The sequence below is a fragment of the Neolewinella persica DSM 23188 genome, from assembly GCF_000373105.1.
GTDB classification, from domain to species: domain Bacteria; phylum Bacteroidota; class Bacteroidia; order Chitinophagales; family Saprospiraceae; genus Neolewinella; species Neolewinella persica.
Genome location: NZ_KB890466.1, coordinates 1 through 17,337, shown reverse-complemented (window position 1 = coordinate 17,337; position 17,337 = coordinate 1). Strand labels below are relative to the sequence as shown.

4 protein-coding genes are annotated in these 17,337 nt (G+C 50.5%); all 4 read right to left on the bottom strand.

The window, feature by feature from the left end:
- Window positions 1-12,365, bottom strand: a 12,365-nt coding sequence (locus tag B036_RS30780; RefSeq protein WP_044103699.1) for an Ig-like domain-containing protein, incomplete at its 3' end; no start/stop codon positions are given.
- 1,008 nt (window positions 12,366-13,373) lie between these two features.
- The gene (locus tag B036_RS0123605) at window positions 13,374-15,209 is read right to left on the bottom strand and encodes an ABC transporter ATP-binding protein (protein WP_020571218.1); all 1,836 of its coding nucleotides are present in this window, start codon (window positions 15,207-15,209) and stop codon (window positions 13,374-13,376) included.
- A 575-nt stretch (window positions 15,210-15,784) separates the two neighbouring features.
- Window positions 15,785-16,279 carry an RNA polymerase sigma factor gene (locus B036_RS0123600; protein WP_020571217.1) on the bottom strand — a complete coding sequence of 165 codons (495 nt, stop codon included), beginning with the start codon at window positions 16,277-16,279 and terminating at the stop codon, window positions 15,785-15,787.
- A gap of 139 nt (window positions 16,280-16,418) precedes the next feature.
- Window positions 16,419-17,216 (bottom strand): SDR family oxidoreductase, encoded by a 798-nt coding sequence (locus B036_RS0123595; RefSeq protein WP_026232289.1) that lies wholly within the window; start codon window positions 17,214-17,216, stop codon window positions 16,419-16,421.
- Window positions 17,217-17,337 lie beyond the last annotated feature (121 nt).

The window sequence follows — 17,337 nt, the reverse complement described above, 5'->3', positions numbered from 1 at the left end:
GGGATACCAAGCTCGCCGCCATCCTGGATGCCGTCAGCATTAGTATCAAGCCATACGAAGTCGCCAAGGCTTGCCGGGCGATAGATACCAGCATCAAGGTCAGGGTAGTTCTCCCCTTCTTCAAGGTTGACAACTTCGGTCATGCCATCCATTGCTGGGTTGGCACTTTCCACTGCGTCACTGTCATTGATCTCGTTAGATCCGATTGCACCGTCTTGCGTGAATTCGAAGCCAGCAGGCTGTACAAATTGTACACTGTAATCACCAGGAACCAGGTTGGTGAACTCGTAGAGTCCTCCGTTCATGGTTGTGGTCGTATTGATCACCGTTCCTGTTGCATCCTTAAGGTTAACGGTTACACCATCAACACCAGCAGATGCCGGCTCATCATTGATACCGTTACCGTTGGTGTCTTCCCAAACGTAGTCACCCAAACGAGCACAAGCCGTAGGATCGACGGTGATGGTAATTTCATCGGTATCCATACAGCCGTTGGCGTCGGTTACCTTAACCCGGTAAGTGGTCGTTTCCGTAGGTGTGACAACAAGTTGTACATCACTGGAAACAATCATTGGGTCGTTATCCACTGTCCACTCAATGGTGTAAGGACCGGTACCCAACGTTGTGTTTGCCGTCAGAGTAACCTCTTCACCGGAACAGGTAGTATTGTTATCGTCAGTATCGGTGATCTCAACCACAGGGTTTTCGTTCACCGTAACCGTTACGGAAGTTTCGTCCGTACAATTGGCTACACCTCCAACTGGATAAGTGTAGGTACTGGTTACAGTAACACTGTAAGTCGTTGTTACAGCAGGGGTGACATCAATTGATGCGGTAGTAGCGCCGCCAGCGTTGGCACTCCACTTGTAGGCGAAAGTACCGTTTCCACCACTGGCTTGTGCCATCAACGTCGCGGTCTCACCGAAACAGATGGTTTCAGGATCAACAGTAACAACGGGATTAGGAGCAACCGTGACCATCACAACATCGCGCTCGAAACAGCCATTAGCATCTGTTACCCTTACGAAGAAGTTGTTGAGACCTTGTACTAAGTCAGCAGGGCCTACCGTCAGTTCGGTAGTAGTGGACAGAATCGTACCCGGGTCGGTAGCATTCCACCACTGGTAGGTGAACGGTGCCGTACCAAAGAATACGTTCTCTACGACCAGCGTGGTAGACTCTCCATCACAGATGGTCAGGTCATTGCTGAGGTCTGGGACCGGTAGTGGGTTTACGTTGATGGTACCCGTAGCTACTGTGCTACAACCATTCGCATCGGTTACAGTAACGGTGTAATCGGTAGTAACCATTACCGTTTCGTAGGTAGCGGAAGCCATGTTTCCGCCGCCGTTGCTCCAGGCGTAAGTGTAAGGAGCTTCGCCACCGGAGACGGAAGCGCTAAGCGTACCATCTTCTTCGGCACAAATAGTGACGGGATTGATACTTACAGTTGGTGCTTCATTCACCGTGATGGTGAAGGCATCAGAATCAGAACAACCCAGGCGGGTTACCGTAAGGTTAACTGTTTTATCGCCTGTAGTAGCGTAGGTAACAGGACCTGGCGTACGGCCAGTTGCAGTTTGTGGGGTAGCACCGGCGCCAAAGTTCCAACTGTAGGTCGCCAGCAGGCCAGCGTTGGTAGCAGTGAAAACAGCTTCCGTTATAGTTTCACTGTCATCGACACAGATTTCAGCGGGGCCGTTGATTTCAGCGGTTGGGGAAAGCGGATCAGAAAGGGTAACCGTTTCTATTTCGTATGGGCAATCATCATTACAGTAGCGTACGGTAATAGCGTAAGTGCCTGCCGTAAGTCCGCTGAAAGTAGTTTGGTTACAAGTTTCGTAAGTGGCTCCGCCGTCGAGGCTGATCTCAACACTTGAACCGGCAGGCTTGGTTACTGAAACGGTTATAGAACCTTGGTCTCCACCACAAGTAGTAGGATCAGCCGTAGCCGTTACCGTTACTTCTGGTTCTGCGAGAACGCTGACATCTTCCGTATCCGTGTTTTCACAATCGTCTTTGACAACAGTGAGGGTAACGGTAGTATTAATGTCCGTACTTGCGTTTGGCGTGGTGTACACAACCGTGTGCGGGCCAATTCCAGTGGCGGTAGCAGGTGAAGCACCTGTACCGAAGTTCCATGTGTACACGGCACCGGCACCGGCGTCAGTTGCAACAAATTCGTATTCGGAACCATCACACTCATTGCCAGGCAGCGGGGTGATTGCAGCCACGGGTAGTGGCGTTACGTTAATTGTTCCGGTAGCTTCCGTTACACAGCCGTTTGCATCGGTAACGATAACCGTGTAGCTGGTAGTAGCAGAAAGTGGGCCGTAAGTAGCGGTATTGGCCGTGCCTCCGCTGTTGCTCCATACGTAGGTAAATGGTGCATCACCAACGGAGGTGGTTACCGTCAGTGTACCAGACTCACCGTCACAGATGGTGACGTCGTCAACATTAGCAATCGGGTCAGGCTTAACGGTGAAGGATACTTCGTTGGAGGTATCGTCATCACAGCCTTCGCCTCCACATACGTATTCTGCTCGAACGGTGTAAGTACCGGCGGCAAGGTTAGTTGGGATCGAGTAAGTGTTTCCAGTAGCGACCTGCTGGTAGGCTTGGGCGCCGGAGCGCAGGTGCCAGGTGACGTTTTCACAATCAAGGCCACCGGATACGGTGGCAGTGAACGTTGCCGTTTCACCAAGACAGAGTACATCATCGTCAAGTGCGATGGTTACCTCAGGATCAGGAGTGATCGTTACGGTGATAATATCAGAAGCTGCGTCATCACAACCTTCACCGGCACATTCGTAGACAGCGCGGTATTCGTAAACGCCAGGGGCGAGTCCAGGACCAATCTGAGTAAATGTACCCGATCCAGCAGTACCCCAGTTGGTAGTACCTGCGAGGCGACCCTGGAAGCGGACCTGCTCACAATCAAGTCCGTCAGACGGCGTAGCGGTAATGGAAACGACACCGTCTTCACAGATGTCAGTACCGTCAGCAACGATCGTTACTTGCGGATCAGGAACGACGGTGATGGTTACCATATCGGTAGCTTCACAGCCGTTAGCATCAGAAACCGTAACGGTGTAGACAGTTGTGATACCCGGTGTTACAACTACGCTTGCACCTGCGCCCGCGCCATTGTCCCATGAGTAGGAGATTGTACCCGTACCACCAGTTGCCAAAGCAGTGAGGGTTACGGAACCACCGACACAGATGGTTTTGTCATCGCTCGCTTCAACAGATGGTGCATTTTCGTCATTCAAGGTTACATCCTCCAGGTCTACCGGACATTCCTCATTTCCCCAGCGGGTATAGAGGTCATAGCTACCGGCATCAAGAGCAGTGAAGGTATAAGAACCTGAATTATCATTTACTTGTACGTAAGGTCCGGCAGCACCGTTGATGCTGAACTCAATACCGGTACGGCTTGGGTTATCCGGGAAGGTTACGGTAATTGTACCGTTGTCGTCTCCACAGGTTGGGTTAGTAGAGGCAACGGTTGCTTCTGGCAGATCGTAGATCGTGATCGTAGCTTCATCCGTTTCAACACAGTTGTCTTTTGTTACCGTCAGGCTAACGGTAGCAGTACCGTTTCCTGCAGGATTAGCAGGCAATGTATAGGTCACGTTGTGTGGGCCAGCACCAGTTGCCGTAGCAGGCGATGCGTTATTGCCGAAGTTCCAAACGTAGCTGGCACCAGTGCCGGCATCCGTAGCCGTGAAGGTGAGGCTTTCCTCGGAACAAACCGGGGTGTCGCCATTAATCTCAGCTACTGGCAGTGGAGTAACCGTTACCGTAGAAGTAGCTTCTGCAGTACAGTTGGTATTAACATTACCAGTGGTAGTATAGGTACTGGTTACCGTTACGGTGTAATCGGTAGTAGTATTGGGCGTAACGTCGATAGAAGCAGTATTAGCTCCGGTGCTCCACTCGTAAGCGAAGGTTCCGTTTCCGCCTCCGGCGACAGCCGTAAGCGTAGCAGTTTCACCAAAACAGATGGTCGGGTCATTGGTGGTAACCGTTGGCTTTGGAACTACAGTAACCATTACTACGTCACGTTCGAAACAGCCGTTGGCATCAGTTACCCGGACGAAGAAGTTATTAACACCTTCAACGAGGTCAGCAGGACCAACCGTAAGTTCCGTAGTCGTAGACAGGATTGTTGCTGGAGCATTACCATTCCACCACTGGTAGGTGAATGGTGCCGTGCCGAAGAATACGTTTTCAACACTCAGGGTTGTAGACTCACCATCACAGATGGTCAGGTCATTGCTGAGGTCTGGAACTGGCAGTGGGTTTACGTTGATCGTACCCGTAGCCACCGTGCTACAGCCGTTATTATCAGTTACTGTAACCGTGTAGCTGGTGGTGACCATTACCTGATCGTAAATAGCAGAGGGCAAGTTACCACCGCCGTTGCTCCACGCGTAGGTATAAGGCGCTTCGCCACCAGAGACGGAAGCGCTAAGCGTTCCATCTTCTTCTGCACAAATAGTGGTGGGGGTAATGCTTACCGTTGGCGCTTCATTTACTGTAATGACGAACTCATCACCGGCAGTACAACCATTTCGTGTGACCGTAAGGGTGACCGTTTTGGTACCTGCCGTAGCATAAGTTACGGGATCAGGTGTACGGCCAGTAGCTGTTTGTGGGGTGGCACCGGCGCCAAAGTACCATTCGTAAGTTGCATTGGCTCCAGCATTACCTGCGGTGAAAACTGCTTCCGTAGAAGTGCCGCTTGCATCTACACAAACTTCTTCAGGACCATTAATTCTGGCGTTAGGAGACCGAGGATCTGAAAGGGTGACCGTTTCGAGCTCGTAAGGGCAATCGTCGTTGCAGTAACGGGCATAGATGGTATAAGAGCCAGCAGAGAGGCCGGTGAATACTTCATTGCCACAGGTAGAATAGGTCAGGCCACCATCGATACTAAGTTCAACGAGTGCGCCGCCTGCATCAACGGAGGTTACGTTGATCCCGAGTGTTCCGTCAGTACCCTCACAGGTAGTCGGGTCTCCGGCAGAGACCTCGATGGTAGGTACAGGAAGGACATTTACTACTTCGGTGTCTTCGTTTTCACAGTCATCTTTAATTACCGTGAGGGTGACCGTAGTGTTATTGATGGTTGCAGCATCAGCCGTAGTGTAAACGACCGTATGCGGGCCAATACCGGTTGCAGTTGCTGGGGTGGCGAGTGCGCCAAAGTTCCAGGAGTAGCTTGCACCAGCACCGGCATTGGTTGCGGTGAAGGTGTACTCCGTACCGACACATTCGTTGCCAGGAAGTGGCGTGATTTCTGCAGTTGGGAGCGGAGTAACATTTATCGTACCGGTCAAAACTGCTGAGCAGCCATTGCCGTCAGTGATCGTTACGTTGTAGCTGGTGGTAGTTGAAGGGGAGAATGTAGCGGACTGATTGGTTCCACCGCCATTGCTCCAGTTGTAAGTGAATGGCGTATCGCCAGTCGGGGACATAACCGTTAACGTAGCGGATTCTCCATCACAGATAAGTTTTGGAGTAATGGTTCCCGTTGGATCGGGCTTAACGGTAATCGTAACGACATTAGAGTCGTCAGAGTTACAATCTTCACCACTACAGACAAGCTGCGCGCGGTACTGGTAAGTTCCTGCGGCGAGGGCACCATCTGTAGTGAGGGTGTTTCCGGTTACACCGGAGACAACGGTCCAGTCACCAGAATTTCCTTCACGAAACTCGTAGCTGACCTCACCACAATCAATTCCTCCGGTTGGGGTAGCCGTAATCGTGGCCGTTTCACCAATACAGAGGATGTCATCGCTTAGAACGATGGTGACTTCCGGATCTGGGAAGATTGTAACCGTGATAATATCAGAAGCTGCATCATCACAACCTTCACCGTCACATTCATAGATAGCGCGGTATTCGTATACACCGGGCGCGAGACCAGGACCAACCTGGGTAAATGTACCCGAGCCAGCAGGTCCCCAGTTAGTGGTACCTGCGAGGCGACCCTGGAAGCGGACCTGATCACAGTCAAGTCCGTCAGATGGCGTAGCTGTAATAGAAACGACACCGTCTTCACAAATGTCGGAGCCGTCAGCAACGATGGTTACTTCCGGATCAGGAACAACAGTTACCATTACCTGATCGGTATCGGTACAGCCATTTGCGTCAGTAGCAGTTACGGTGTAAGTAGTGGTAACCGTTGGCATAACAACTACGCTTGCACCTGCGCCCGCGCCCTGATTCCAGGAATAAGTAATGGTACCCGTGCCTCCGGTTGCGGAAGCAGACAGGGTTACGGAGCCACCAACACAAATGCTGGTGTTGTTACTAGCGGTAACATCCGGGCCATTTTCGTCAGTCAGGGTAACATCTTCGATGTCTGCCGGACAATCATCAGCGCCCCAGATGGCAAACAGATCATAAGATCCGGCATCCAAACCGGTGATGGTAAACGTTCCGGCATTATCAGAGGCACTGTATGGGTAGGTAACTCCACCGTCAATGCTGAACTTGATTCCAGTACGGTTGGGGTTGTCAACGAAAGAAATAGTGACGGTACCATTGTCTGCTCCACAAGTAGGATTCGTTGAAGCAACATCGGTTACTTCCGGACGGTCCTTGATCGTGATGGTTTGCTGGTCGGTGTCTTCACAGCCGTTGCGCGCAACCGTTAGTGCAACCGAAGCAGTTCCGTTGCCATTTTGGGCAGCAGGTAAAGTATAGGTTACAACATGCGGACCAGCACCAGTGGCGGTAGCCGGGGAGGCATTGTCACCAAAGTTCCAGGTGAAGGTGGCACCGACGTTAGTACCAGAGCTGTTAGCGGTAAAGGTTACCGTTTCACCAGAACAGATACTCGTTGGTGCCGCAGTGATATCTGCTACAGGCTGTGGCTTAACCGTAATGGTACCAGTTGCAACATCCGTACATCCGTTTGCATCAGTAACCGTAACGGTGTAGCTGGTGGTAGTTAATGGTGTCTTAGTAATGGAGGCGGAAGATTCGCCAGAGCTCCAGGCATAGGTAAAGGCCGGAGCGCCATCGGTAATGGTCGTAGTCAGGGTAGCTGGCTCACCTGCACAAACGGTGCTGTTGGATACTTCAACTTCAAATCCGTCAAAAATGGTGATGGTAACCACATTGCTTTCACCCAGGTAAAGTTCACAGCCGGGGTAGCGCGCGCAACGGATGTAACAAGTAGTAACAGATACCAGGCCTGGATCGTAGCTGGAGCCGGTTGCCCCGGAAATTGGGGTCCAGTCACCATAGTCGTCAACGGTAGGAGGAGTACAATCACCAGTTGACTTCAACCAGATGAATTCAGGGGCACCGGTACCGGTACCACCACTAGGCATGCTTACGCTGGTGATGGTTGCGGCATCAAGCGGGCCACAGTTATCCTGGTTAGCTTCGATTTCTCCACCATTGGTGAAGTTCTGAATAACGGTCAGTTCACCGGACGCAACGGTAGTACAACCGGTGGTTTGGTCCGTGATGGTAACTGAATAAGTTCCGGCATCTGCCAGGCGAGCACGGACAACGTCAATGGAATTAGAGGTGGCACCGTTGCTCCAGAGGTAGGTAAAGGTTCCGGGAGAGGTCACCGTTGCCGTAAAGCTGGCATCCTCGTATTCGCAAACCCTTTCGTCGTTTACAGAAGCGATGATTGAATTAACCGTAACGGTGATGGTTGTGGAAGCCGAACAACCTTCAGCGTTAGTAACGGTCGCAGTATACTGCCCCGCCTCTGCTGAGGTAATAGCGTTAGAGATAAGGGCATCATTCCCCACCAGGGAGAAGCCATTGGGACCGGACCAAACGGTCGAAACATTAGGATTAACACTGAGTACCAACTTATCACCGGCACACACAGTGACGGCACAATCAGGTTCAATTACCCAACCGGCGTTATTAACATTGCTCTCACAAACCGGATCTGGGAGGCTGTTCAGACTGACCTCTACCTGATCGGTAGCGGTACATTCGCCCGCACAGTCCGTAACGGTTACGGTGTAAGTACCAGACTGGTTTACGGAAATAGACATTTGGTTGGCAGGGCCTACGATACCGGGACCAGACCACTGGTAGGTAATGGCATTAGTAGCTTGCCCAACCGTTTGGAAACGAACATAATCCACGCGGAAAGCACAACTGCCATTGTCCGTTACTTTAACGTAACGGGCCGGAGCAGTGAGGGTATAGCAATACTCCTGGTAGCTGGTGGAGGTAAAGGTTTGCGAAGATTTAAGGTTGGTAAATCCACTGGAAGGTTGGCTGGAAGCCTGAATTTTAGCACTGGATTGGCCAGCCGAAGTGTTGGAACAATGCTCCAGTTTCATGCTTACACAAATTTCTGTACCGGCAGGAACTACTTCGAGAAAATCGATGGTAACAAAAGAGGTCCCCTGGTTTCCAGCAGTCCATAGTTTCGCGCCAATTCCACTGCCACAATAGGCAGCAGCAGTAGGATCTTCGACGAAACCTCCCTGTGCTTCCAGTTCATGGTTACAATCGGAGACGCCGGGCTCGGAGCAGGTTTGGGAACTGGTGGCAGTTGCACTCAGCACCGTTGCGTCCTGATCACAGATAGTCACATCATCGCCCGCATCCACGGTAGGTCCTTCCGGCTCGCTGATAACGATGTCGTCAGGCCATACAGCTGAACATCCGGTATGGACACCGATGATGGTGATGTCGGAGTAGGTACCGGCACACAGACCATCAACGGTTATGAAAAATGCTGCAGTGAAGGTACCGGGTACTTGCACCACACTACCATTAAAGGTGTACTCGATCCGGAATTCACCGGTAGCACCAAAGTCTGCGTCGAACATGATGCTACCGTTACAGATACCTGCACAATTATCGACGTTTGACCCTAACTGGACTGCGTCCCATTCTGCCCGGCTTAATAAAACGGTACCTTGATCAGAAGCAGAACATGCTGCATCAGATGCATCCGTAACCGTAACGGTATAAGTTCCCGGAGCAAGACCGGCAATGGTAGCCGTAGTAGCATTGTTACTCCACAGGTAGTTGTAGTTACCACTACCACCGGAGGCGTTAGCAGTTACCGTACCGTTGTTGGTATCACAATCTGCATCCGTTACGTGTACATCAACAATAATTGGGTCAGTAACCTCAATGGTAACTACGTTAGACTCCCCACGGTAGATGGTACATCCTTCATAACGCGCACAGCGGATGAAACAAGTGGTCTGGGTTAAAGTACCGGGGTCGTAGGTCGAACTGGTGGAACCAGGAATTTGTACCCAACCGTTGAGGTCTGCATCGGTAGGAGGCGTACAGTCTCCGGTGGTATTTTGCATCCAGATGTACTCAATAGTACCGCTACCTGTTCCGCCCGAAGGCAGGGTAACGTTAGTAAGGAGGTGAGCATCATAAGGAGAGCAGCCTTCCTGATCGGCGGCAATGGTGCCTCCGTTGGTAAAGTTTTTGTAGACCTCGATATATACCTGGTCGGTATCAGAACAGCCATTAGCATCTGTAATGGTAACGGTGTAGGTGGTAGAGACATCGGGACTAACGGTTTTAACTTGTCCGTTACCCAGGCTATTGCTCCAGGTATAGGTGTAAGGCTCTACACCACCGGCACCTTGTGCAGAGATGGTGGTCGTTGCATCCTCACAAACAGGGCCACAAGTGTCCTCGCCGTTAAATTTTGGAGATACGTCTGAACTAAGCTTGGCATTTATATCAAGTCCGGCACCACTGCTGGCAGTGACTCCTGAAGTGGGCTGGCTAAGGATGTTATAATCCAACCAGCCAGAGATACCAAAGCCCGTTGGACCAAGTAGGTCTGCACCAGTACCTACCTGAATATTTGATCCAATTGGAGAAACTGTCATTTCAAACCCAGCGAGACCATTACTACCCGTAACGGTTCCGGCAAGGTCTGTATAGTAGTACCAGTCAGCTACAGCACTGGAAACACAAACGCCAAACTTAGGGCTGCCAGCAGCAGCAGCCTGGGTGCGGCCATTAAAAATAACATCGAAGGTCATCGTAAGGTTAGCATTGCTTACATTTTCAACCGTCATTTGGAGACGGGCAGCTCCATCGTTGAATTCTTCGAAAGTAGAACTTCCGATTACTTTCCAGTAGTTACTTGCAGTGGCTCCGGAGAACAAGCCGCTGGCGTAAAATACCCGGGCAGGATTCGAGTTACAAGTTGCAAAGAAGTTTTCCAAAGTCTTGGTTAACGGTGCATCACCGCAGTAAGCAATCACTTCCGGACAGGAAGGTTCGAAACAGTAGAGCTCGCCAAAGTCGAAGAAGCCGTTGCAATAAAGGGCCTCATTAGCAAGGTCGTTACAGGAGGTATTACTTACCGTTGCGCTGGAGGCCGTGTTGTAAGTTTCTTCTCCAACCGTAACGTTATTGATATAAACATTACGATCACAACCGCTAACGGTGCCATCATTAACGAAGTGAAGCTCCACGTCCGAACCGGTCGTGAAGTTATTGTAAGTATAAGTATGGAAGTTGGTGGAAAGGATATAGGTAGCTACAGTCACACCGTCAAGCTTAAGTTGTACCTGTTCGTGACCGCAATCACCCTTAGCGCTGAAGGAAAGGATACAATCTCCGCCATTTTTGGGGCATTCTATGTCTGCATAAGCAAGACCGGCCACAGTGTAAGACTGACCGTTCACTCCACCTGGCCCCATGCCATTACGCGTGTCCACTTCAACAGTGATTACGGTGGCATCACCAGGAACGTTAGGTACGTCGAACTCAAGTATCTCAATGCAGCAACCATCCTGGTTAGAAGTAGTAAAAGTCCAGGTATCAGAACCGAGGACAACACCGTCAACTTTTGCGTTGAGGGTAACATAGCGACCATCCATGGTGATTTCCGAGAAAGGAATCTTAAGTGTCACCTGACGGGTAAGGTATGACGTAGGTACTGGAATGTCAAAAGAGGCCAGGCTATTGTAGCCCGTAAGGCCGGTGAAGACGCCGGAGCTGGCCACTTCTTCCGTAACGTTGCGGAAAGCATAAACTGCGAGGCTCTGTAAGCCTGCGTTGTTTTGGGTGTTGTTGGAACACTTTCCACTTGGTGCATTATGGAAAACTGAGCTTACGCCCTGGGGGATAAGGCCCCGGTAAATATGGAACCCGGTATTACCTGAATTATTGACGTTGACCTTTTCCATCAAGTACTCATCGCCGTTAGAAACCGTCACGGAAGTGGTTACCCCCGGGTTGACACCTTTATATACTACTTCAGCCACCACCTGGTATACGTTGCTGCTGGAAGGAATATTAACGATGGTTTGTGGGCTGGCATTACAGTCAGCATCGCTGTCATAAATATCCACCTTTTTGCCATCGGCACAGTTGGCCATGAAACTGCCGGGAGGATCGCCGCCATCGATTACCGTGCCTTTATCTTCAAAACAAACCAGGTCAACCCAGCCGTTAGCGTTGGTACTGTTGTCCCGGTAAAATTCGATTTCTGCCCGACGGGTGCCGCTAGGGGTGACTCCGTCAAAGCTGTACAGGTTGTAACCGGAATTGTAAGTAACGTAATCCCATTGCTCTCCGATAATCGTATTACCGCTGTTCATGAAAATGACCCCTACACGGAAAGACCCGGCTGTAGAGTGATTCTTTGCGTAAACGGAAAAGCAGTAATCGCGATTTGCACCGACGTCGAACCCCTGGTAGGCCCAAGCGCCTGCGTTTTCCAGTTTCAGTGCTTTATTTCCCTGGTAAATGTGCTCTCCCGCAGTTCCGGAAGTAACGATGTAAGCATCGGCCGAGCTGCTTACGTTCCAACCACTAATTCCCGACTCGAAGTCACGGTTACTGAGTTTGTTATTTACACAACCGGTCATCTTATTCTGCGGAGCGTCCTCCAAGACAGGACCAGTGTATTCCCCATCAGTGTCGCCTATTGGTGCGACCGGGCGATCCGTTCCAACGTGGCCAAGGCTACGAGACTGGACCATCAACGCTTCGATCTGTCCGACTACCCGTCCGGCATTTAAAATTTTCACATCTTCATATAGTCCTAACTCAGGGCCCGACAATTTGGCAAGGCCGTCTTCTCCAACGGGCAGTCGGCTGCTTATGGGCTTACCGTTTAACGTTGCCCTAAACTCTATAAAGTCTCCTGCCTTACCATTGGTCTCAAACTTAATATAATCATCCTTTGCCCCTACCTTACCTTCTGGTACTACATAGTATTCCCACAAGGTAAAGACCTTCTGATCAGGCGTAGCAGGCACGACAGCTGCATCGGATTGTCCGAATACAGATGCACTGAAAAATAAAGCTACTACTAGAACGCCGAGTAAACGACGGGCATTACGCAGGGAAGCAGAAGTAAATGAAATACCCATGAGAGTAGAGTTAATATTTGTGTAAATCTTGTTCATAGCTGAGAGGGATGTAAAAGGCAGACCGACTTGCATGTCGTCGATAGGTGGAGTTGCCACAAACGCAGAAAACAGGCCACTGGCCTGTCGGGAAACTTTCGGAGTCTCCTTAGAAAAATGATCTTGCGATTTCAATTTCTGACGTACGCGTGTGTGATTGTTCATGTGTTGTTTATCAAGAGTCTCCAGGGGAAGTGGAGAAAAAGCGCCACTCATAAGCAAAGCCGCTGAGTGGTTGTGTTGTGTTGTTTCTTAAATCGGAATCTGGAAAGAATTAATACGTCGCCACTGTCCATAGCGAGAACGGTAGTCACTTAGTAGTGGCTAGCCGTCGAAATCCTGCGATGATAGATTAGCCTTGGAGGGGTTGCCCCAAACAAAGCATGGTTAGGCTATGGTTAATACCACTACCTGACCTCTATCAGAACAGAGACCGGATAGCTAAACCATTAGTGACGACCGCCAGGTCGTTCAAAATAATTAGCCTTGGAAAATTGTGTAAATATGTTGTTCATCTTGTGTTGCTTAAAAAGTGTCTTCCTATAAAAATCAGAAGACCTGAAAATCCACCAGGGTAAAGCCCTTTTGGCAGATGTGTTTGTGTTGTGTTCAAATCAAGCTACAAAATAGTAAAACCTTCACCACTGTCCATAGTGAATGTTAATATTTTTTAGCCAAAAATAAGTGCAGACGAATCTGACCGATGCACAAAGATAGTACAAGCCAATCTAAGTAGCAACCAGACTGCGCACATGACTTACGTTTAAGCCGATGAAAGTGGATCTGAACACTTCGCTTTTTTCGACGTTAGTCCGTTTGTTTAGTCACAACAAATATCGAAAAACACCTTTTTTTGGCGTTTCAGCGCACAAAAAAGTCGACAAAAGAGTAAACGGGCCTTTTTATCAAGTAAGTGGCCACAACGGCCTATGAACCGGTATATATTTTTTCTCTAAAGTAAATATTCTCCCATTATTCATACCCCCGGGCCTGCAATCGGAAAAGTTCAGCGTACCGACCATCAAGTTCCATGAGCGCCTCATGGCTCCCCATTTCCAGCCGCTGCCCGTACTCCAGGAAGAGGATAACATCTGCCATTCTAACGGTGGAAAACCGGTGACTTATCAGCACAGCGGACTTCCCCCGGATCAGGTCCGAGAACCGTTGAAATACTTCGTACTCAGCCCGGGCATCCAATGCACTTGTGGGTTCATCGAGTATCAACAATTGTGCGTCCCTTATGTAAGCGCGGGCCAGAGCAATTTTCTGCCATTGCCCCCCACTCAAGTCCTGGGCTCCGGCAAAGCGGCGACCGAGTAATTGGTCGTATCCACCGGGCAACTCTGCCACTACGTCTGCCGCCAGAGACTTCCGCGCGCTTTCTTCAATTTGTTCCTGCTCATCGATCGCCTCAATTCTGCCAACGGCAATATTCTCACGTACCGTCAATTGGTAACGAAAGAAGTCCTGGAAGATCACCCCGACGTTGTCCCGTAATTCTGCCAGTCGATACTGCCGCAAGTCACGACCGTCCAGCAGGATTCGCCCAGAGGTAGGTTCATAGAGGCGGGCAAGTAATTTTACCAGGGTAGTCTTTCCAGCTCCGTTCTCCCCTACCAGGGCCAGCCTGGTGCCGACCGGAAGAGTAAAAGACAAATCCTTGATGGCAAACTGCTCCGCTCCCGGATACCGGAAACTAACGTTTTCGAACACCCAGCCCTCTTTAACTTTCTCTGGGAAAGGCAGGGACGCTCCCTGATCTGCAATCCTTGGTTTGATTTCAAAGAAATCGAACAAGTCCTGTAGATATAAGGCATTCTCCCCGATACTGGCGAACCGGGAGAGGATGTTCCTGAGTCCCTGTTGCATGCGCCGGAAGGCACCGGCCAGAAAGGTCAGCGTTCCCACCGTGATCAGCCCGTTCACCGTCTGGGTTATGATCAGTACGTAAGCACCATAGTAGGTCAGCGAGCCGATGGTGCTAAAAAAAGCACCCCAACCGGCTCTGCGAACGCTAAGGTCCCGATTGATGAGGTAATACTTCATGGACAACTCATCGAACCGATTGGTGATAAAATCGGCCAGGCCAAATATTTTGACCTCCTTGGCCGTCACGTCACTGGCACCGATGTAGCGCAGGTAATCCAGCTCCCGGCGTTCTGGGGTCCAGCTGCGGGTAAGGCTGTACTTCTGTTGGTTGAAGTAATTCTCCTGGATGAAGCTCGGGATGACCGCTACGATCAGTAGCAAGATCAACCAGGGGTTAAACGCCACGACACTGATGCCGAGCACGACTAGGGTAATTGTACTCTGAAACTGGGCGAGGAGCTGGGCCATGAGGACGCCGCGGCCTGCGGTCTGCCGGCGGGCCCGCTCCATCTTATCGTAGAACTCGGCGTCTTCAAATTGGTAGAGGTCCAGCGTAGCGGCATGGCGCATGATGTCCACACTCGTCCGGTTCGAGATCAGGTCCGTCAATAGCCCATCAATGAGGGTGGTTGCCCTGCTCAACAGGTCAGTGGCCAGGGCCAGGACCAGTTCCAGAGCCACCAATTTCCAAAGCAGGTCGGTAGCCCCGTCCTGTGTTTCGAGTAGCCGCAGTACTTCGTCGATGATGAGTTTACCGACGTAAAGAATAGCCGTTGGTAATGCCGCCTGTAACAGCCTCAGCAGGATACTCCCGCCCGCCAGGCCAGGGTTGGTGTCCCAAATGAGTTTCAGATAAGGTGGGATGCTTCGCAACGCGGCAAGTTGATCCCTCCAGTTTTTCTTTTCGTCCTTCGCTTTCGCGCCTTTTGGTTTTGCCATTTGCTCAACCTAACGTTCTGACTCGGGAGGTGGTTGCTGCAGTAGCCAGGTCATTAGTTCAGGTATTTGGGCGGGGCCGCAGGTGCAAGGGAAGGTCGTAAAGACTATTCCTCTACTGACGCCAACGTCAGGTCAGGTAATAGCTGGTTTATTCTGCTTACAGCAACAGGACTAGGATGGTAGCATTAGCTTTTCCGGGATCAGAGCGGTCACGTTTGCCTGCGGCGACTTCGAAATTAACGTACGGCTAAATCCAACCGGTGACTTTGCAATACTAACGATGCCGGCAAAAACTCCTACAACGCTCGCTTCACCTTGATCAGTGCTTCAGGGCATAGGCTCCATGAAGGACAATTCTCTTCCAGCCCAACTCATATCGACCTGATGAATTTACCTGACGCAATGTATCAGATAATTATGTCTGAAAAACAACCGTTGGGAAGTAAAATGGGTAATAAAACGCTAATGAAATAAATATTATTTATAATTAAAACAGGAATCATCCCTATTTTCAGTATTAGTATTCAGGAATAAAGCCCGTTAATCATTTTTTTCATTAAAACAAACCTTCTAGCCTATCGTACTATTTGTTCCCGCAATAAATTCCTGGCGGTCCAGACCCGGCTTTTTGCCGTACCAACCGGAACGCTTGTGAGTACAGCAATGTCCTTATATTTAATACCATTATAATGAAGCAAGAAAGCCCGACGATATATTTCCGGCAAAGCTTCAATACGCTTCATAATCTCCTCCGCCCCAAGGCTACTTTCAGCGGGATTATTAGCAATAGTTTTATTCATCCAGTCATTTGGATGCAGGTGCTCTTCGGTTATTTCCTGTCGGCGCTTATTTTTTCTGTAGCCGGAGATAAAAGTATTCCGGATTATGGTCTTTATCCAGGCCTGAAGATTCGTTCCTTTAGTGAACCGCTCGTGATTTTTCAGCACGAGATATATGGCCTCCTGCAGCAGGTCTGCCGCAGACTCTTCGTCGCGGGTAAGGTTAAGGGCAAAAGACCGGTATTCAGGATAAAACCGGTTACTAAGTCTGTTGATTTCGTGGGGAGTCATTCTAAGCTTGGTTAATTCCAAGCAAGTTAGGGCGTTCCAACACGGACACCGGTCATAGTTGGATGAACCGTCGTATTTTTTGGATGAATGGTATAACGTTGCTTACGCACCCCTCACTCCTTGACTTAAGCATGACAAATCAGCTATAATACTTACCCAATACCTTTTCCCACCAACTGCCCGGCAGCCACCGGCTCACTTTGACGCTTGCTTTTTGGACAAACGCCCCGATGAGGTAATAGGGTTTCAGTTCGTCCTTCTCCATGATCTTATACATCTCTTCTGCGACGAAGTTAGCAGACATACCGTGGCCCACGTTTTCAGCCATGCCATCATCTGCTTTTTTATAGCGGGCCTGGTAGATAGGGTCGAGGTCAAAGACTGGCTGGCGGTACTGGGTGGCAATTGAATTTGTGGCAATATCCCCCGGCGCAACGTAAGCCACCTGCAGGTCGGTCCCCTTCAGTTCCATCCGGAGACTATCCGTCATCGCTTTAAGGGCAGCTTTACTCGCACAGTAAGCCGAGCGAAAGGGGATGCCCATAAATCCGGCAATACTTCCTACCAGCAATAAGCGGCCACGGTCACTTTTTCTCAGGTGTGGCAAAGTAGCCTGGCAGATATTCCAGCTGCCCCAAAAATTGGTATCGATAATGCTTTTGGCCCGCTCGGCCGGCATCTGCTCCACCGGGCCGGCACCGCCGATGCCGGCGCAGTGCAGTACGACATCTAAGCGACCGGACTCTTCCATCAACTGTGCGACGGCACGGCCCAGGGCCTCTGCGTCGCTGACGTCGGCCGGCAGTGCTATCACGCCTGGGAGGTCCACCTCCCGGCGGCTCATGCCGTAAACTTTATAGCCGCGTTGGGCCAGCAAGGGGGCAAGAGCTTCTCCGACACCGGAGGAAGCTCCGGTTACAAGGGCTACGGGTTGCATAGGGTATAATTTAGTGGGCAAAGGTAGGGGTTGCAGGGGTTGCAGGGGTTGCAGGGGTTGCAGGGGTTGCAGGGGTTGCAGGGGTTGCAGGGGTTGCAGGGGTTGCAGGGGTTGCAGGGGT